The 18,026-nt window shown below is 64.6% G+C and carries 15 protein-coding genes and 1 pseudogene; 9 read left to right on the top strand and 7 right to left on the bottom strand.

The genetic code is table 11. The features are described from left to right. Nucleotides 1-7 precede the first annotated feature (7 nt). Complete coding sequence (locus U5760_RS21715; RefSeq protein ID WP_322014355.1) at nt 8-1,561, bottom strand: methyl-accepting chemotaxis protein; 1,554 nt, start codon at nt 1,559-1,561, stop codon at nt 8-10. Nucleotides 1,562-1,775: 214 nt separating this feature from the next. Here U5760_RS21715 and U5760_RS21710 point away from each other — a divergent pair, with 214 nt between their 5' ends. Together U5760_RS21710 and U5760_RS21705 are read left to right on the top strand one after the other, a co-directional pair. Then, nucleotides 1,776-2,609 (top strand): isocitrate lyase/phosphoenolpyruvate mutase family protein, encoded by an 834-nt coding sequence (locus U5760_RS21710; protein WP_322014354.1) that lies wholly within the window; start codon nt 1,776-1,778, stop codon nt 2,607-2,609. 291 nt (nt 2,610-2,900) lie between these two features. Continuing rightward, on the top strand, nt 2,901-4,643 hold the full coding sequence (locus U5760_RS21705; protein WP_322014353.1) for an EAL domain-containing protein: 1,743 nt from the start codon (nt 2,901-2,903) through the stop codon (nt 4,641-4,643). A 33-nt stretch (nt 4,644-4,676) separates the two neighbouring features. On the opposite strand, the gene U5760_RS21700 is transcribed toward U5760_RS21705, so the two are convergent. Continuing rightward, nucleotides 4,677-5,465: an FRG domain-containing protein gene (locus tag U5760_RS21700; protein WP_322014352.1), complete on the bottom strand. Its 789-nt coding sequence runs from the start codon at nt 5,463-5,465 to the stop codon at nt 4,677-4,679. Between the two features lie 205 nt (nt 5,466-5,670). Between U5760_RS21700 and U5760_RS21695 the strand changes: the two genes are divergently transcribed. From U5760_RS21695 to U5760_RS21680, 4 genes are all read left to right on the top strand, one after another. Beyond that, nucleotides 5,671-6,906 carry an MFS transporter gene (locus U5760_RS21695; protein WP_322014351.1) on the top strand — a complete coding sequence of 412 codons (1,236 nt, stop codon included), beginning with the start codon at nt 5,671-5,673 and terminating at the stop codon, nt 6,904-6,906. Nucleotides 6,907-7,170: 264 nt separating this feature from the next. After that, nucleotides 7,171-7,527, top strand: a complete 357-nt coding sequence (locus U5760_RS21690; RefSeq protein ID WP_322014350.1) for a hypothetical protein — start codon at nt 7,171-7,173, stop codon at nt 7,525-7,527. 82 nt (nt 7,528-7,609) lie between these two features. Next, complete coding sequence (locus U5760_RS21685; RefSeq protein WP_322014349.1) at nt 7,610-9,718, top strand: phosphocholine-specific phospholipase C; 2,109 nt, start codon at nt 7,610-7,612, stop codon at nt 9,716-9,718. A 231-nt stretch (nt 9,719-9,949) separates the two neighbouring features. After that, nucleotides 9,950-10,501, top strand: coding sequence for a GNAT family N-acetyltransferase (locus tag U5760_RS21680; RefSeq protein ID WP_322014348.1), 552 nt, complete (start codon nt 9,950-9,952; stop codon nt 10,499-10,501). Nucleotides 10,502-10,511: 10 nt separating this feature from the next. On the opposite strand, the gene U5760_RS21675 is transcribed toward U5760_RS21680, so the two are convergent. Continuing rightward, on the bottom strand, nt 10,512-11,891 hold the full coding sequence (locus tag U5760_RS21675) for an MFS transporter (protein WP_322014347.1): 1,380 nt from the start codon (nt 11,889-11,891) through the stop codon (nt 10,512-10,514). A gap of 119 nt (nt 11,892-12,010) precedes the next feature. Continuing rightward, nucleotides 12,011-12,928: a LysR family transcriptional regulator gene (locus U5760_RS21670; RefSeq protein WP_322014346.1), complete on the bottom strand. Its 918-nt coding sequence runs from the start codon at nt 12,926-12,928 to the stop codon at nt 12,011-12,013. Between the two features lie 105 nt (nt 12,929-13,033). On the opposite strand from U5760_RS21670, the gene U5760_RS21665 reads away from it, so the two are divergent. Next, on the top strand, nt 13,034-13,390 hold the full coding sequence (locus U5760_RS21665) for a hypothetical protein (RefSeq protein WP_322014345.1): 357 nt from the start codon (nt 13,034-13,036) through the stop codon (nt 13,388-13,390). Between the two features lie 75 nt (nt 13,391-13,465). Here the strand turns inward: U5760_RS21665 and U5760_RS31705 are convergent. Next, nucleotides 13,466-13,705: pseudogene (locus U5760_RS31705) on the bottom strand (asparagine synthase-related protein); the annotation flags it as partial. 351 nt (nt 13,706-14,056) lie between these two features. Here U5760_RS31705 and U5760_RS21660 point away from each other — a divergent pair. Both U5760_RS21660 and U5760_RS21655 read left to right on the top strand, forming a co-directional pair. After that, nucleotides 14,057-14,497, top strand: a complete 441-nt coding sequence (locus tag U5760_RS21660; protein ID WP_322014344.1) for a DUF2778 domain-containing protein — start codon at nt 14,057-14,059, stop codon at nt 14,495-14,497. Then, complete coding sequence (locus U5760_RS21655) at nt 14,494-14,757, top strand: hypothetical protein (RefSeq protein ID WP_322014343.1); 264 nt, start codon at nt 14,494-14,496, stop codon at nt 14,755-14,757. Before U5760_RS21660 ends, U5760_RS21655 begins: the two co-directional genes overlap by 4 nt. Nucleotides 14,758-15,157: 400 nt before the next feature. Here the strand turns inward: U5760_RS21655 and U5760_RS21650 are convergent, their stop codons facing one another. Further along, entirely contained in the window at nt 15,158-16,585 is a 1,428-nt protein-coding gene (locus U5760_RS21650; protein ID WP_322014342.1) for a hypothetical protein, read from the bottom strand. Next, on the bottom strand, nt 16,582-17,919 hold the full coding sequence (locus U5760_RS21645; protein WP_322014341.1) for a hypothetical protein: 1,338 nt from the start codon (nt 17,917-17,919) through the stop codon (nt 16,582-16,584). The genes U5760_RS21650 and U5760_RS21645 overlap by 4 nt, the downstream gene beginning before the upstream one ends. Nucleotides 17,920-18,026: the final 107 nt, after the last annotated feature.

Below are 18,026 nucleotides of genomic sequence, written 5' to 3'. Positions count from 1 at the left end.
CCCGCGTTCAATGCAGGCGGAATGCCGACACGCTCTGCCGCAACGCGCCCGCCTGCTCGCTCATGCTCTGGGCCGCGGCGGCGGCCTGCTCCACGAGCGCCGCGTTCTGCTGCGTGACGGAATCCATCTGCCGCATCGCCTGATTGATCTGGCCGATCCCGGTGCTCTGATGGTCGGAGGCCGCCGTCACGTCGCGCATGAGCGCGGCCACGCGCTCGACGGCGCTGCGCACGGCCCCCATCGATTCGGCCGTGCGTTGCGTGACCTGCGAGCCGCTGCGGATGTCGCGCGTGGTGGTGTCGATCAACTGCTTGATCTCCTTGGCCGCCACCGCGCTCTTTTGCGCGAGGCTGCGCACTTCGCCCGCCACCACGGAAAAGCCCTTGCCCTGCTCGCCCGCACGCGCCGCTTCCACGGCGGCGTTCAGCGCGAGGATATTGGTCTGGAAAGCGATGCCGTCGATGGTGGCGATGATCTCCGTGATCTTGCTCGCATGGCTCACGAGCGATTCCATGCTGCCCGAAAGCTCCTGCATGGCCGAGCCGCTGTCCGTCGCGGCGTGCGACGAATGCTCGGCAAGACGCAACGCGTCGGCGGCGAAGGCGCTGTTGGCGCTCACCGTGGAAGTGAGCTCGTCCATGCTCGCCGCGGTTTCTTCGAGCGAGGCGGCCTGCTCTTCGGTGCGCTGCGACAGGTCGAGATTGCCGCGCGCGATTTCGCCCGACGCGTTCACGATGGAATCGCTCGACACCTGGATCGTGCCGATGATCTCGCGCAAGCGCTCCTGCATGGAAGCCAGCGCCGCCATCAGACTCGTCGTGTCCTTTGCCCGCAGCGTCACGCGGGAGGCCAGATTGCCGTCGGCGATTTCGCGCGCCACGGCTTGCGCCTCGGAGGGCTCGCCGCCCAGTTGGCGCTGCAACTGGCGTGCGATGAAAAAGCCGAATGCCATGCTCGCCGCGAAGCCTGTCACCACCAGCGTGGAGAGCAGGATGCTCATGTTGGCGTAGAGGCTGGCCGCATTCTGGGCCGCTTCGTCCGCGCGCTGCTTGCGGTAAGCCGCCAGCTTCGCAATGGCCGTCTTCATCTTGTCGCTCGCCGCAATCGCGTCGTGCACGAGCAGATCGTGATCCGCATATTGCGGCGCGAGCGGCGTGAAGCCGGCCTCCTGCTTCACGATCGGCTCCCAGCCGTCGTTGGTGCGTTGCAGCTCGGCATAGAGTGCCTGGCCTTCGTCGCTCTGGTTCGCGATCGCGCCGTACTGGCGCATGGAGTCGTCGAGTGCGCCCAGCTTGACGCGGATGTCGTCGATCAAGCCTTGCTTCGCGGCGTCGGTTTTCGCGTAGCCGAGATTGGCGGCGTCGAGGTCGGTGGAGAGCTTGTTGCGCGCAATCTCGCTCAGGAGATAGATGCCCTGCACCTGGTCGTGCGCGACATCGCGCGTCAAACCGTACATGCGCGACAGCGTCGCGATGCCCACGCCCCCGCAGGCGGCGCCGATCACCGCCACGGCGCCGAAGGTAACCAGCAGTTTCTGCAACACGGTCAATTTTTTCAGCATGATGTCCAGTCAGTAGGCTTCGGTGTCACTTTTGCTATCGGCGCATGCTGCACTGCTCTTTAAACGAATTCCCGTATACAGGGCATTCGTCTGTGTAAAGTGCCCGTAAACCGGCAAACTCGGGCAATCGTGGGCGCGCCATGGCAGCTTGCGCTTATCCTCGTGGGGCGATGCCTGTTCCGCCCGCCTCATCCATCCAATCTGGAGACCCTTCATGCCCCGCACCACCGCAGAAAAGCGCGCCGCTTTCCGCGCGCTGCACGAGTCCGGCTGTTTCCTGCTGCCCAACCCGTGGGACGCGGGCAGCGCCCGCTATCTGGAGCAACAGGGCTTCAAGGCTCTCGCCACCACGAGCTCCGGCTTCGCATGGTCCACGGGGCACGCCGACAACTCGGTCACGCGCGAGAGGGTGCTCGCCCACCTGCGCGCGATCGTGAGCGCCACCGACCTGCCCGTGAACGCCGACTTCGAGAGCGGCTTCGGCAAGGATCCGGACGCGGTTGGGGAGAGCGTCGCGCTCGCGGTGCAGACCGGCGTGGCGGGCCTCTCCATCGAAGATTCGACCGGCAACGAGGCGGAACCGCTCTTTCCGCTCGACGCCGCCGTGGCCCGCATCGCCGCCGCTCGGCGCGCCATCGACGCGCAGGGTGGCGACACGCTGCTCGTCGGGCGCGCGGAGCATGTAATCACCGGAGAGGTCGATCTGGACGAGACGATTCGCCGGCTCACGGCCTACGCCGAGGCCGGCGCCGATTGCCTCTACGCACCGGGTATCCACACCCGCGAGCAGATCGAAGCCGTGGTCGCCGCGGTTGCGCCGAAGCCGGTCAACGTGCTGGTGGGCTCGGCATCGCCGCTCACGCTCGATGCGCTCGCCGCAATGGGCGTGCGGCGCGTGAGCGTGGGCGGTGCGCTCGCCCGGGCCGCCTGGGGCGGCTTCATGCGTGCCGCCCAGGCGCTCGTCGAAGGCCGCTTCGACGGCTTCGAGGGCAATGCCTCGGGCGCGCAACTCAATGCGCTTTTCGGGACCGGCCACCCGGACGCTTGAGCGCGGGTCTACACAAACCTGCCACGCGCGCCGGGGGCGGTTACGTAACATCCAGCGCGGTGTGCGCGGCAGCGTTACGTAGCACAGCGCAACACGGTACGGACGCGCTTCGTATCGTGGCCGGGATCCCGGCCGAGTAGCCGCGCGGGCGTCCTTGAGCCGCCCTTCAACCGCTCGCGGGCCGCCCGCACTCCGGGCCCGAGCGCATTGGCACGCGTCCTGCATGAGACACGGCGCGCCGCCCGCCCCGGCGCACCACACGCCAACGAAACCCGGCCCGCGAAGAACGGCATGCCTAGCCACAGCCTTTACGAGTCCGCCTTCCTCGCCGGACCCTACGGCGCATTCCTCTGCGACGCAGAAGGCATTTTCACGCACGTCAACCCGGCGTACGAGCAGCTGACCGGCTTCTCCGGCGAAGAACTCGTCGGCAAGCTCACGTGCATCGCCCTGCATGACCCGGCCGAACTTCTGCGGCGCATCGCGCCTTCTCGCGACGGGGTGTCGATCGAGGCGCTCGCGCGCCAGCGCGCCGAGTGGACCTACGTGCGCCGCAACGGCACGCGCGTGCCGGTTTCGTTTCAGCTCGCGCCGCTGCCGGCTTCGAGCGTGCGACCGGCGGATCCCGGCGCCGCGCCTGCCCCGCGTTACGTCGGCGTGGCCGTGGACATGTCGCGCCATGCCCATACCGAGGCGCGCCTCTGGTACGTCTCCTATCACGACCCCATCACGCAGTTGCCGAACCGCGAGCTCTTCGTCGAGCGCCTGGAACTCGCGCTCGCCCGAAGCCGCCGCGACGAGACACCGCTTACCGTCTGCGTGGCCGAAATCGACGATCTCGATCTCACGCGCGCCGCGCTCGGCCCGGAAGGTGCCGACCTCGTGCTGGCGCTCGCGGGCGAACGGCTGCGCCGGCTGGCGGGGGGCGAAGCGGCGGTGGGGATGATCGGCGGAGACCAGTTCGCGCTGGTCTTTCCCGGCGGCGAATCCCGCGTGAGCGATCTGGCCGCGCGGCTGCATGCCGGGCACGAGGAGAGCCACGAGGCCGCCAACGGCGCGGGATGCGCGCAGAGCGAGCGCGGCGCGTGGCCGCCCGTGAGCCTGAGCATCGGCGCGGCCTCCTGGCCGCAGGACGGAAACGATGCGGCCCTGCTGATCCGCCGCGCCGGCGTGGCGCTCTCCGAGGCGCGACGGGCAGGCAAGAGCCAGCTCTGCCGCTTCTCGCTCGCGCTCGAGCGCCGGGCCACGCGAACGATCGAGCTGGAGAAAGGGCTGCGCCGCGCGCTCAACACGAGCCAGTTGTTCCTGCACTATCAGCCGCGCGTCTCGCTGCGCACCGGCGAAGTCTCGCGATCGGAGGCCTTGATCCGCTGGCGTCATCCCGAACTCGGCCTCGTGAGCCCCGGGGAGTTCATCCCCGTGGCCGAGCAGACCGGCATGATCCACGCGCTCGGCGACTGGGTGCTGGCCACCGCCTGCCGCGAGACGAGCTACGCGCAGCGGCTCACGGGCGCGCTGCCGCACGTGGCCGTGAACGTCTCGGCCCAGCAATTCGCGAATCCGCATCTCGTCGCCTCGATCGAGGCCGCCTTGCAGAAGGCGGCACTCGTGCCATCGCAGCTCGAAATCGAGATCACCGAGAGCGTCCTGATGGGCGATGCCGAGCGGACCGTGAGCACGCTGCAGGCGTTGCGGGCCTCGGGCATCGAAGTGGCCGTGGACGACTTCGGCACCGGCTATTCGAGTCTCGCCTATCTCGCGCGCCTGCCCATCAACCGGCTGAAGATCGACCGCGCATTCGTGATGCGCATGACCGAAGATACGCGCAGCGCGGCGCTCGTTCAGGCGATCGTTTCGATGGCGCACGGGTTGGGCCTTGCCGTGACAGCCGAAGGCGTAGAGACGGCCGGTCAGGCCGACGCGCTGCGCGAGATGGGTTGCGACGAAGCGCAAGGCTACTGGTTCTCGCGGCCGCTCACCCTGAAGGCACTGTGCAATCTGCTCGAACCCGTCATGCTGCGCGCATCGCGCTAGCGAAGCGGCAGCAGGCAAGACGAGCAAGACGACTCAGGGCGACGTCACGAGCCCCGACCAGACGATTTCCAGCTCCACCGCAATCGAGCGCGCAAGGCCGTCGAGGCCCGGAAAGAGCGAGGCGTTCGTGATGTTCATCCGGTACAGCCACTTCATCGCGTCCATGCGCATGGTCTTGGGCAGCACGATCTTGTGCAGCAGTTCCTCGCTGCTCTCGTAGCCGTCCAGGATCGCCTGCAACGACTTGTCGATCACGCCCGGCACGACGAAGGTGCCCGACTGCGCCACGAGCCGGTCGTCCATTTCCGTGGGCTCGCCTGACCACAGGATCTCGTTGGTGTTCGAGAAGAAGTACTGCTGGAAGTTGTCGTGCGCGCGCGGATCGATCACGTCGCGCGTGAGCAAGGGGTTCGCCCGGGGCAGCGCGCGGTTGTTCCAGAGCGCCGGGGTGTTCAGCGCGAACACGGCGGCGTCGCCGGTCGCGCGCTCCAGTGCGAAGAACGCGGCCACGAACGGGCTCTTCGTGAAGTCGAGCAGGCGCGTGGGCGCGCCGTGGTGCTGCATCAGCGCGAGACAGCGCAGGTCGTCGCCCAGCAGTGCGGGATGCGCGAGAAAGTTGTGCGCCTTGCGCCGGAACACGCGAATCGCCCGCTCCTCGCGCGAGCGCCACTGGCCGCGGTCCTGCACGTAGTCGCGCATGGTGCGCGAGAGCGAGCTTTCCAGTTGCCAGGCCGCGTTCTGCTGGCCGCGAAACGCCCAGCCGTCGAGCTGCGTGGTCAGCGCCATGAACTGCTGCCAGTCGGTGAGTACGGTGGTCTGCATCGTGGGTCCTTCGGTGGGTCCTGCATGCGGCCGCCCTGCCGTCGCGCGAATGATCTTAACGCCAAAGCGGGGCGATCCGGTGAAGGTGCGTTTTGCCTTGCGCGCATATCTTCTACAATGCGGGCATGATCCGCCACGGCGCCCTACCCGAATCCGCAAGCACTGAGGCGAGAGCCGGCCTGCGCATGCCTGCGCCGGAGCCTGCATGAGGGTGTCCGAAGACGGCATGTTCCGCTCGCTGCGCCGCTTCAACTACCGGGTGTGGTTCGCGGGCGCGCTCGTCTCCAACATCGGCACGTGGATGCAGCGCACGGCGCAGGACTGGCTCGTGCTCACGGGCCTCACGCATCATAGCGCCGCCGCCGTGGGCATCGTCATGGGCCTGCAGTTCGGGCCGCAGTTGCTCCTGCTGCCCTGGTCCGGTTATGCCGCCGACCACCTCGATCAACGCAGGCTGCTCATGCTCACGCAGGCGACGCTCGGCGCGCTCTCGCTCGGGCTCGGCGTGCTGACCATCTCCGGTGTCGTGCAACTCTGGCAGGTCTATACCTTCGCGTTCCTGTTCGGCTGCACCACGGCGCTCGACTCGCCCGTGCGGCAGACCTTCGTATCGGAGCTCGTCGGCGACGGCGATCTGGCCAACGCGGTCGCGCTCAACTCCACCTCGTTCAATGCCGCCCGCATGGTGGGCCCCGCGGTGGCGGGCCTCGTCATCGCTTCGGTAGGCGTGGGCTGGGCGTTCGTGCTCAACGGCCTCTCGTTCGTCGCCGTGCTGTTCTCGCTCACGCGCCTGCGCATCCAGGACCTGCGCGTGCGCGATCATGCCCACCCCGCGCGCGGCAGCATGACGGCGGGATTCCGCTACGTGTGGTCGCGGCCGGACCTCAAGGCGATCATCTTCATGCTCGCGCTGATCGGCACCTTCGGTCTGAATTTCCCGATCTTCATCTCGACGATGGCCGTGAGCGTTTTTCACGCCAATGCGGGCGGCTATGGCCTGCTCTCTTCGCTGATGGCCGTGGGCACGGTGACCGGCGCGCTGTTCGGCGCAAAGCGCAGCAAGCCGCGCTTCGAGTCGCTGCTCGTTGCATCCGCACTCTTCGGGACCGGCTGTGCGCTGGCGGCCGTCGCGCCCGGCTATGGCTGGTTCGGCGCGGCACTCGTGCCGATCGGCATTGCCGCGCTCACCTTCACGACCACCACCAACAGCCTGATGCAACTCTCCACCGAACCGGCCATGCGCGGCCGCGTGCTGGCGATCCGGCTGGCCGTGGCGCTGGGCGGCACGCCCATCGGCGCGCCGATCGTAGGCTGGGTGGCCGATCATCTCGGGCCGCGCTGGGCCCTGGTGGTGGGCGCGGCCTCGGGCTTCGCTTCCGCGTGGGTGGCGTGGCGTGCGATGCGCGCGCCGGCACCCGGCGAGACGGATCTTCCTCACTAAGAAAATCTCCCCAGACGCGTTCGCGTCATAAATCTTAAAAGCAGCTTCGCTATCCTCCGGCGTTGGTCTGCCGTTCCTTACCAACTATTACCGGGTCTTGCCGCGGCGCCGCTGTGTGCTGCCAGTGCGCTGCCAGACTGGCTCGACCCGCTGCTTGACCCGCTGCCCGATCGGCGGGTCGAGCACTGGCTGGAGACATGCATGACTGCCCGATTCGTGCGGAGAAGCGCTCCAACGCGGAGCTTGCCGCGCAAACGTTTGCGAATGCCTTTCAATGCCCGATCGTTGCGCGCGCCAGCAGTGTTCGCCGCCGTGCTGGTGCTCTGCGCGACCGCCGCATGCAACGGGCATGACGACGACCGCGCCACGCTCACCGACTCCGCCGCGCGCGAACTCTCTGGCGGCAAGGCGCACGAGGCCGCGAACACGATCGCAGCCTTCGACGACGCCCCCGGCGCGCCCGCAACCGGCAAAAGCGCGGGCCAAAGCATGGAGGCGAATGCGGGCGCAAGCGACGTCGCGCTCCCTGCGCTCGCCGTACGCACTCCCGCCCAGGCGCCGGCCGACGGCAGCCCGGGTATCGATCCGCTCGTCACACCCGTGATTCACACCGCAGATTGAAGTCCCAGCCCGCGCCTGGCCGACCGGCGACGCCGGCGAGCCGCGCGCGTTTGCCCACCCCCGAGAACGACTGGAAGAACGAATGACTACGAGAACCCGCCGTGACTTTTTGCGTGCCGCCGCCATGACCGTGGGATCGGCCTCCGCGCTGACGATGCTGCCCCCCGGCATTCGCAACGCGCTCGCCATTCCCGCCAACAACCGCACCGGCAGCATTCGCGATGTCGAGCACATCGTGATCCTGATGCAGGAGAACCGCTCGTTCGATCATTACTTCGGAACGCTGCGCGGCGTGCGCGGCTTTGGCGACACGCGCGCCATCACGCTGCCGGGCGGCCAGCCGGTGTGGAACCAGCCGGGCACCGGCGGCGCGGGCCAGGTCCTGCCGTTCCACCCCACGGCACCGAACCTCGGCCTGCAGTTCCTCGAAGACCTCGCGCACGACTGGACCACGACGCACCAGGCGTGGAACGGTGGCCTCTACAACCAGTGGGTGCCGGCCAAGGGCCCGACGACGATGGCGTACCTCACGCGCGACGACATCCCGTTCCACTACCAGCTGGCCGATTCTTTCACGATCTGCGACGCCTATCATTGCTCGACGATGGCGCCCACCGACCCGAACCGCTACTACATGTGGACCGGCTGGGTGGGCAACGACGGCAACGGGGGCGGCCCCGTGATCGACAACGCGGAGCTCGGCTACGGCTGGTCCACGTATCCCGAAGTGCTGCAAAGCGCGGGCATCTCGTGGAAGATCTATCAGGACATCGGCACGGGGCTCAACGCCCAGGGCTCGTGGGGCTGGACCGAGAATCCGTACATCGGCAACTACGGCGACAACTCGCTGCTCTACTTCAACCAGTACCGCAACGCGCAACCCGGCAATCCGCTCTACGACCGCGCCCGCACGGGCACGAATGTCTCCTCGGGCGGCACCTATTTCGACGTCCTCAAGCAGGACGTGCAGAACAATACGCTGCCGCAGGTTTCCTGGATCGTCGCGCCGGAAGCCTACTCGGAACACCCGAACTGGCCCGCCAACTACGGCGCGTGGTACGTGGACCAGGTGCTGCAGATCCTCACGTCGAATCCGGATCTCTGGAGCAAGACCGTCCTGCTCGTCAACTACGACGAGAACGACGGCTTCTTCGATCACGTCGCCGCCCCGTTCGCACCGGCCACCAGCGCGAACGGCCTCTCCACCGTCTCGACCGCGAACGAGTACTTCGCGGGCAGCAGCCAGTACCCGGCAGGCCCGTATGGCCTCGGCCCGCGCGTGCCGATGATCGCCGTTTCGCCGTGGTCGCGCGGCGGCTGGGTGTGCTCGCAGACCTTCGACCACACCTCTGTGATCCGCTTCATCGAGAAACGCTTCGGCGAGCATCACGACCTGCGGGAATCGAACATCACGCCGTGGCGTCGCGCGGTGTGCGGCGACCTGATGTCGGCGTTCAACTTCGCCACGCCGAACGAGGGCCTGCCGACGCTGCCCTCCACGAGCAGCTATGTGCCACCCGACCAGAACCGCCATCCGGACTATGTGCCGACGCCGCCTGCCGTGGGCAGCCTGCCGAAGCAGGAGTCCGGCGTGCGCCCCGCACGCGCGCTGCCCTACGAGTTCTTCGTGCGCTTCAGCGCGGGTGCGGTGACAGGCGAATCAGGCATCCGTTTCATCAACACCGGGCGTGCGGGTGCCGCCTTCCTCGTGTACGAAACGGGCAGCAGCACGGCGCCGCGCTCGTACACCGTGGAAGCGGGCAAGCGCCTGGAGGACCAGTTGACGGTGGCTTCTTCGGGTGTGTACGACTTCAGCGTATTCGGGCCGAACGGCTTCCTGCGCCGCTATGCCGGAACGCAGCAGACCGGCAGCCTGGCGGGCAAAGGCACGGCACGGCCGGAGGTGGCGGAAGGCTATGACGTGGCCAACGGCAATCTGGAGCTGCGTCTAGCCAACACCGGCAGCGCGGCGTGTCAGTTCACGGTCGCCAACGCCTACGATCCGTCGGCGAAAATCGAGCACACGGTGCGCGGCGGCGACGAAGACCTGCTCTACCTGGACCTGCGCAACGCACACGGCTGGTATGACCTGACGATCACGGTCAATACCGATGCGAGCTTCGTGCGGCGTCTGGGCGGCCACGTGGAAACGGGGCGGCCGAGCTATAGCGATCCCGCGCTGGGGAGCTGAGCACACTGAACGGTGCTGCTTGCACTAGTAGAGTCGTCTAGAGAACACCATGGGCCGCCGCGAGGCGGCTCATGGCTTTTGTGCATTTATGCTTTGATGTGCGACGAGCAGATCTATTTCGCGGTGAGGCTGTGCTGCAATACCTTTTGCTTCAGGCGGCACAGACGGTTGTTGTCAGAGAGCCTCTCATGCTTTAATAAAAGCTTTCAATTTTCGCATCCAGACGCTCTCATGCCGTTTTTCACTCCCGTCACGCTGACCACGTCCCGCCTGGTTCTACGGCCGCTGCGCGAAGAAGATGCGGTACCGCTTTTCTCGATGTGGTCGGACGCGGATGCCATGCGTTATTTTTCGTTCCCGCCGATGACGTGCCTCGAACAGGCGAGAGACCGCGTGGTAAGCAAGGCGAAAATGTCCTCGGCCGGCGAGGATCTGATCTGCGTGCTTACCTCGCAGGCCACCGGCGAGGTGTTAGGCGACTGCGCGCTCTTTCGCGTGGACGAGCAGTGCCGGCGCGCCGAAATCGGCTTCAGCCTGCAACGCAGACACTGGGGCAGCGGCTACATGAACGAAGCGGTCTCCGCACTGATCGCGCATGCATTCGACACGATGAAGCTGCGCCGCCTCGAAGCCGATATCGACCCGCGCAACCTCGCTTCGGCGCGCCTGCTGGAGCGCCAGGGATTCGTGCGCGAAGGGCTGCTGCGCGAGCGCTGGATGGTGAACGAAGAGGTATCGGACAGCGCGCTCTACGGGCTGCTCGAAGGCGACCGCCCGAGGTGAGCGGGTCCGCTCAGGAAACCTGACCGCGCTCGACCGGCACCGGGGCAGACGTTGCCCACCACACGAATGCCGCTACGAGCGACGTTGCCACGACGACGCCGAGCACCAGCGTCATCGCCGGAGCGAATGTGCGTCCGGTGGCGATGAACGAACCGAAGATCGCAACACCGAGTGCCGATCCGCTTTGCCGCGCCGAGTTCAATACGGCCGAGGCAATACCCGCGCGGCGTTTTTCCACTGTGCCGAGCGCCGGTGAAGTTGCCGCCGGCGAGATAAAACCGGACGCGAGACCCATCAGCACCATCGGTACGGCTGCGAGCCAGTAAGGCGACGTCGCGTTGGAGAGCGTCATGCCGAGCGCCCCCACTGCGTACAAACCGAACGCGATACACATCGACCGCCGGCCGCCCACCTGCTTCACGATGCGGCTCGACATCAGACCGCCGGCCGCCACCATGCTCGTCATCGGCAGGAATGCGAGCCCGGTTTCGAGCGCCGAGTAGCCGCGCACCTGCTGGTAGTACAGGCTGAACGTGAACAGCATGCCGTAGAACACGAAAGCCGACGCCATCGAAACGAAAGTCGAGGCCGAAAACAACGCATTGCGAAAGAACTGCAACGGCAGCATTGGATTGCGCGCCCGCGTTTCGATGACAAAGAACGCCACCCACGCCGCGACACTCGTTGCGATCCCGGCCTGCACCAGCGCCGATTGCCACCCCAGCACCGGCCCTTCGATCAGTACACCGATCAATGTGCCCAACGCCACGATAGCGGCAAGTTGCCCCTTCACGTCGAAATGGCGCGCGGTAGCGCTCGACGTGGCACGATCGACAAAAAGCGTCAGCCAGATTCCGACGATCCCCACCGGCACGTTGACGAAGAAGATGCTGCGCCAGCCGAGCGCATGGATCAGCAGCCCGCCGATGAGCGGTCCGGCGGCCATGGCCACCCCGCCGCATCCCATCCACACGCTCACGGCCGCGGCCCGCCCGGAGGCGTCGGGGTATGCACCGTTGATCAGCGCGAGCGAGCACGGCACCAGCATTGCACTACCGATTCCCTGCAGGGTACGCGCCAGGGTGAGCGTCGCGAGGTCCGGGGCCAGGCCGCACCCCACCGAAGCCAGCACGAAGATCGCGAGCCCGGCGAGATAGACGTCGCGCGCGCCCAGGCGGTCGCCGAGCGTGCCGCCCGTCATCAGCAGACTCGCGAAGGTCAGCGTATAGGCGTTGACGACCCATTGCAGTCCGGACACAGGGCTGCCGAACGTACGGCCGATCTCGCCGAGCGCCACGTTGACGATCGACGCATCGAGCAGGACCACGGTGTAGCTGATGCTGGTGGCCGCCAGCACGCGGTGCGCGGAGAAGTCGCGAGTGAAGGTCATGGGTCAGGACGTTCGATGTGGAGGTTGCACCGAGCTTACCCAGATCTTTTCGCGAATGTTTCACCGCAAACCGAAACGTGGCGGCAAAGCGCCGCGCTGACGGTGGTCGTCGAGAAAACTTAACGCGCGGCGACGGCCGAGCGGATCAGATCGCGAAGCCAGCGATGCGCGCGGTCCGCATCGAGACGCGGGTGCCACGCCAGCGAAATCTGCACGTCCGGCACGCTCACAGGCAATTCGAACACGGCAATCGGCAGGCCGAGGTTCGCACCATGCCGCGCGAGCGACGCTCCCACCACCGTCACGAGATCGCTGGCGGCCACCGCGAGCAAGGCGGCATTCTCGTGCTGAACCACGAGCGAAATGCTGCGGGAAAGCCCCCGCGCGGCAAGCGCTGCATCGAGCGGCCCGCGCGGCGAAACGCGTGCGATCGCAACCTGCGCACAGGCCGCGAACTTCGCGGCGTTGACGACCCGCTTCCTTCCTGTGCCCACGAGCGGATGACCGCGCCGCGCCACGCCGACCAGGTGCTCGCGATAGAGCGCCTGCCGCTTCACTTCCGGCCCGGTGTCGTCGATCACGCCGATATCGAGGTCGATTTCGGCGCTGCGTAGCGGTTCCACCGCCTCGGTCCCCTGCGAGACGAATCGCAACGTCACGTTCGGCGCCGATTCGCGCAGACGCTGCGCGAGGATGGGACCGGCAGTCGTCGCGAACGAGTCCATCGCGCGAATCACGAAGGTCCGCTTCAGGCCGCCCGGATCGAGGGCGCCCGGTGCGAGCATGTGCTGCGCCTGCTCGAGCAGGGCGCGGACCTGGGGGCGTAGAGCCTCGGCTCGCGGCGTTGGCACGAGGCCGCGGCCGGCCCGCACCATCAGGGGATCGCCCACCATGTCGCGCAAACGCCCGAGCGCGCGGCTCACTGCGGGTGCGCTGAGATGTACACGCTGCGCGGCGCCGACTACGCTGCCCGCTTCCAGCAGCGCATCGAGTACGCGCAGCAGGTTCAGGTCGAAGGTGGGAAGGGGTTTCGGCATATCTTCAATCGTGCGTTTGACGCAATATATCTTTAACCGAATTTCATTTTACGCAACAGTAGTGGCTTTGCATACTTTGCCGTAACACGCAACCAGGAGAGAGCCATGCAATACCGTTTTACGGATGAAAGCTGCACAGTGGAGGGCAAAACGCTGCGCCGGATCGAAACACTGGACGGCAAGCGAGGCGGGTTTATCGAAGACGAGTCCAATCTGAGCCGCGACGGCGCGGCCTGGGTGCATGCCGAAGCGCTGGCCTACGGCGAGGCCCGCGTGCTGGAGGACGCACAGGTGTTCGGCGTGATACGGGGTTATGCGGTGATTCGGGGAAAAGCGACCCTCTATGGCGAGGCCTCCGGCACCGCGGTGATCGGCGACAACGCCAAAGTGTACGGATCGGCCATTGGATCGGCTGCGGTTTTTGGCGATACCGTGGTCCCGCCTGGCATATCGGTGACGTGATATGGCGCGCACGCACGCTACGACGATCGTCATCGACCGAAGCACCTGCTCGGCGCTGCTGCCGAGCAGGTCGGAACCATAACCCGTGATAACGCGCGCGCCTGTTGTGCCAACGCTTTGGTAGAAGCACATGAGGGTTGACTGAATCTCGGCCGATAGTCCATCGAAAATTTCGTTGTGGTAAATCGCCTGATGTACACCATCAATGATCTTGGAAGACGGGTAGTTGATCTCGGTGTGCCTGACTTTCAGGTGATCAGCAACGATGCGAGCAAACGGTAACGGCACTGTGCGTAGCCACCATCTGCGCAGCATCGATCTTCGATTTCATCCCACCCTTTGCATTGCTTTCCGGTCATGCACATACACGGAACTCAGAAATGAGGAAAAGCGTAACTATCAATCCACGCAGGAGATGATTAACATATTCCGCACCAAAATATTGGTTGAGGTTTCCCGAGACCCACGTTGCCTGAAAATGGTGCCGCACAGGTTCGCACTACATCGCACTATGCGAATGGCGGAAAGTCGTGTATCAGCGCGCGCGTTGAGGCGCCTGACATTGTTTTACGCTTTTTGTAATTGGGCGGTGATAGCGTTGATTGGTCGCTATTATTCTTCTGATCTATGCCAATTTACTGCACGTTTACCCTCAACGGGCGAGCCGTGTCCTCCCTCCACTGCCCTGGAGTCGGTGACTTTGCCGCATTCTCGGGGGATAAGTCGGGTAAGGACAATCCATCTGACATCGCGATTGCCGGTGTCGGGCCTATTCCGCCGGGGCGCTACTACATTGTGGATCGCGGATCGGGTGGTGTGTTCTCGCAACTGCGAGATTTTATCGGCGCGCGCACGTGGAGCACGGACAAGAGCCAGTGGTTCTCGCTCTATAGCGCGCAGACGATGAATGATTGGGTATTCGTGCATGGCGTTCGCCGCGGCAACTTCCGGTTGCATCCTGTCGGCCCCGAGCATCTGAGTGAAGGGTGCATTACACTCACCGACCAAGCTCAATTCAGGCGCCTGCACGCGGCGCTCAAGGCGTCGAGCCGCATTCCAATGCCGGGCGGCAAAGGCTTCGCCTACGGGACCGTGGACGTCAAATGAGATACCTTCGCGTGCTCGCGTGCAGCACTGCCACGTTCGTCCTGACGTTCTTCTTCACGTGGCTCTATGGCCTCACGTGGTTCTTCAATAAGGGGACCAACCTCGTTGCGCCGCTTTGCGCGCTCTTTGGTGTCTATGGCGCAGAGCAAATCCTGGATGCCTACTTTTACATCATCATCGCGCTCTCGTTCCTCCTGTCCACCGTGGTTGTGTGGGGCGCGGCTCGCTTTATCACAAGGAAGTGGGCGCATGTCAAATGACGCTCCCTTGAAGCAGGAGCGCACAATGCAGAACGCCCTTGGTGGAAGCAAGGGCGTTGTGACGGGCACGTTCGATATCAAGCAGAACGCTGCGCCTCGTGGCTCCTGACGTGCTCGGTGCTCCCTGACTGCACGGATGGATTGGCGAAGTGGTGACGACTTTATTTTGTTCATCGATATCGGTCTCGCGCTAACGGGCCCGGTAGGTGGGTGCGCCGTGTCGAGGACCGGTAGCTAGCGCGGTACTGTCGTTGTGCGGCCTGGCGATTTGTTTTAAGGGACGGGCGGTGCGTCACTAGCCTTCGGCCCGGTTTCCCGGGATCCTGTGATCGAATCGGGACAACCTGTACGCCAGGCGGGTTGCGGTGAGCGAGCCGAAGATCGTAACGGAACGTGGTCGCTAGAGAAGTTCGAACGCGCTTGCAAAATCGGAAAGCAACTTGGCCGCTTGTTGATAGCGCACAGACAAGCCGATGAAATTCGACTCCGGCACGCTGCGGCCCTTGACGCGCGCTTGCCATGCCACCGCCTCGGTGCCAGCCGTCAGCGCCGGTACCCAGAGTTCGATATCGACCTGCCGTTCATCGTACGACTTGAGTTCATGCTGCATGAGCAGCCAGCGGTAAGCCTCGAGATTCGAGACATCCTGATGAGCTTTCCACTCCTGCCCCAACCGGGCGAGCGACTTCGCATCCGTTACCGACGAAGCGAGATCGGGCGCCGTTGGCCGTCGGGTCAGAAACGTGCCACCTGGGCCAAATGTTTGGGAATACTTGAAATCGATGATCCGATAGCGACCGCCCTCTTCCCGCACGACAAGATCCGGCCGCCTTGCCGTGCCGTTGCGGGCAAAAACGCGTTCGCGGTTCCTGCGCCACTGTTCCCGCGTGGAGCGCGCCACGTTCGTCGCGAGCTCGTCGTCGCAGGTGAAGATATTCCCGTCGCCATACTGCGAACGCGCATGGTGCAGGCACGCCGCTTCCCATACCCTGCTGAAGCCCTTCAACCCCCGAATCTCGCCGCCATCGCTCAATGCGTGGTTGAGGTACGTGTCCAGCAACTCGTGTAACTGACGCGCGTCCATCAGCATGACCGGATTCGTTCGCCTCAGTGTCTCGTGCGCGTCGCGTATTCGCGTAAGGATGCGCCCCGATGCGTCCGTAAACAGCGAGGCGCCGCGATCGATATCGAAGTCGGCGGCGAAACGCTCTGCGAGAAGCTCCCACTCTGCACGCAAGGCACTGCTGAAAGCCTTGGCCGCAATGTCGGGAAAGAGGTGCGACAAGGCATCGAGTGCAACCCATGCCGCCAGGCCGACCAGGTCGGTCGCGTCCCGACGTATCTGCTGCGGCTGCCCCCACATGAGCTCGAATACAGGCGTGCCATCGTCGAGGAAATGGGCGTGTTCGAGGCTGCGACTGATCTGGCGGTCGCTGAATTGCGTCGTGATCCCCGGTTTGCGGACAACCGATAGTAATGCGGGATCTTTCAGTCGGCGCATCAACTGAAGGCAGGTGTGAATCCGGGAAAACTCCGGTGCCGTGTTCTCACCCGCTGCGAGATGTTGACCGTGCGCCTGTCGAAGGTAACCATCGCGCGGGTATTCCGATGCCCGGTTCTCCGAGAACAGCGTGCAAAAGTGCGCAATGACCCTTGTGACTTCGCCGAGGCACCGATGCCGATCGTCCACGGGCAGCGTGGCATATCCGATCGGCAGCCGGAGTGTCTGGAGCCCGGTATCGCGGTCCCGCACCAGGCCGACGTAGGCCTCGAACGAGCGCCCCGACTCCGGGGCATCGACCTCGAAATGCCACGTTGCGGAGTTCATGCGGCAGCCAGATCGGCCGCAGCGGCAGGAGCTGCCATCAGCGTCGCTATCAGGCGCTCCAGATGCTCATCGGTCGCGAAGTCTCCAAAGGTACAGGGCGGCGGACGGTGTGCCTCGAAGGGGCCAATAAGATTCAGCAGCGGCGTTCGATCGCGCGAAAAGACGTTGTCCCAGAGGAAGAACAGCAGTTTGTTACGCATTGCCGCGCGCGGAATTACCAGGTCGATCTTCGCAATTTCCTCGCCCAGATACTTGATGAGCGGTTCCGCCAGTTTCTCGGGATAGCCCGAAGGCGCAGCGCTCGGCCATCGCACACCGTAGCTTTCGAAGTCCGCGATGATCGATGGGATCGCCAGGTATGTGCTGTTGTTATATTCCTGGGCACTCGGGAAAACTTTCTTCCAGTCTGCACACTGCGTAGAGCCTTTGAGCGGTTCGAGCCGGGCGTGCAGATCCGCCAACCGTCTGGCCTTCTCGCCGCGCCCCCTTCGCAGAAACCACAAGCCCAGTTGCTTGTCGTCCACGTTGCGCCCCATGAAGCGCTCGGCGATATAGGCATTGAGCCGTTCGAGGAACGCTCGCCAGGAATGGTCCGTGCCTTCGATGAGCACGCTGCTCTGCGCTTGCACCGCCTCGCCGCTTCCCGTGCCGGTCCACGGCATATACTCGAAGTCCCAGCGTCGCTTGAAGGCCGTATCCATGTAGTACACCGATTCGTCGCTCGTGTTCATGGTGCCTACGATGGACAGCGTCGGTGGAAGCTTGAGCTTGATACGCGGCTTGCCGCCGGAACGCGAAGGAATACACAAGTGGTCGGGAATATCGGCAATGGACTTTCCGAGCCGCTTCAACTCTTCCTCTAGCGCAAACTGGTGAATATCGGAGAGATCGATGCCGTATTGCGACCAGCCCGATTCGTCCCGATCCAGCAACTGGAACATGTCGCCGAAAATCAACGCACAGTTGCCGCGGTTGATCTCGTCGATGGCAAGCAGCACCTGCTGGGCCTCCGTATAGGCCATGGCGAGCGCCTTGATGAACGGGCCGGCGTGCACGTTGTATTCGATCTTCACGCCCTCGTGCATTTCCCGCAGCTTCACGCCGTGCAGTGTGCCACCCTCGTTCGCGACCACGTATTCCTGCTGGTGACGACGCGATTGAGGCAACAACCTGGCGACAAAATCGCCATAACTGTATTCGGGATGAAAGGTCGTCTCGATCAAACGGGCACTGCCGGGTTCGATCATCAATTGATCCCGGGAGACTTCACGTAGCTTGAAACTCTTTCCGCATCCTGGCGGGCCAAAGTAAATCGTTTGAACGTATTGGGTCATCTCGATGCTGGATGAATATTTTAATTAGCCTGATCTCCTTACGCGTCTGATCTTATCAAATAGCCCATGCGCGGCGTGCGGTAATGACCATTCACGATCCACGCCAT

Origin of the sequence: Paraburkholderia sp. J12, from assembly GCF_905220215.1 — a bacterium.
In the GTDB taxonomy this organism is placed as follows: domain Bacteria; phylum Pseudomonadota; class Gammaproteobacteria; order Burkholderiales; family Burkholderiaceae; genus Paraburkholderia.
This window is presented reverse-complemented; position numbering and strand designations above follow the sequence as displayed.

Excerpts from the sequence above, each read along its gene's own strand:
- U5760_RS21705 (WP_322014353.1), top strand. The coding sequence starts at position 2,901 with ATGCCTAGCCACAGCCTTTACGAGTCCGCCTTCCTCGCCGGACCCTAC.
- U5760_RS21710 (WP_322014354.1), top strand. The coding sequence starts at position 1,776 with ATGCCCCGCACCACCGCAGAAAAGCGCGCCGCTTTCCGCGCGCTGCAC.
- U5760_RS21665 (WP_322014345.1), top strand. The coding sequence starts at position 13,034 with ATGCAATACCGTTTTACGGATGAAAGCTGCACAGTGGAGGGCAAAACG.
- U5760_RS21655 (WP_322014343.1), top strand. The coding sequence starts at position 14,494 with ATGAGATACCTTCGCGTGCTCGCGTGCAGCACTGCCACGTTCGTCCTG.
- U5760_RS21695 (WP_322014351.1), top strand. The coding sequence starts at position 5,671 with ATGAGGGTGTCCGAAGACGGCATGTTCCGCTCGCTGCGCCGCTTCAAC.
- U5760_RS21670 (WP_322014346.1), bottom strand. The coding sequence starts at position 12,928 with ATGCCGAAACCCCTTCCCACCTTCGACCTGAACCTGCTGCGCGTACTC.
- U5760_RS21700 (WP_322014352.1), bottom strand. The coding sequence starts at position 5,465 with ATGCAGACCACCGTACTCACCGACTGGCAGCAGTTCATGGCGCTGACC.
- U5760_RS21645 (WP_322014341.1), bottom strand. The coding sequence starts at position 17,919 with ATGACCCAATACGTTCAAACGATTTACTTTGGCCCGCCAGGATGCGGA.
- U5760_RS21650 (WP_322014342.1), bottom strand. The coding sequence starts at position 16,585 with ATGAACTCCGCAACGTGGCATTTCGAGGTCGATGCCCCGGAGTCGGGG.
- U5760_RS21680 (WP_322014348.1), top strand. The coding sequence starts at position 9,950 with ATGCCGTTTTTCACTCCCGTCACGCTGACCACGTCCCGCCTGGTTCTA.
- U5760_RS21690 (WP_322014350.1), top strand. The coding sequence starts at position 7,171 with ATGCCTTTCAATGCCCGATCGTTGCGCGCGCCAGCAGTGTTCGCCGCC.
- U5760_RS21675 (WP_322014347.1), bottom strand. The coding sequence starts at position 11,891 with ATGACCTTCACTCGCGACTTCTCCGCGCACCGCGTGCTGGCGGCCACC.
- U5760_RS21685 (WP_322014349.1), top strand. The coding sequence starts at position 7,610 with ATGACTACGAGAACCCGCCGTGACTTTTTGCGTGCCGCCGCCATGACC.
- U5760_RS21715 (WP_322014355.1), bottom strand. The coding sequence starts at position 1,561 with ATGCTGAAAAAATTGACCGTGTTGCAGAAACTGCTGGTTACCTTCGGC.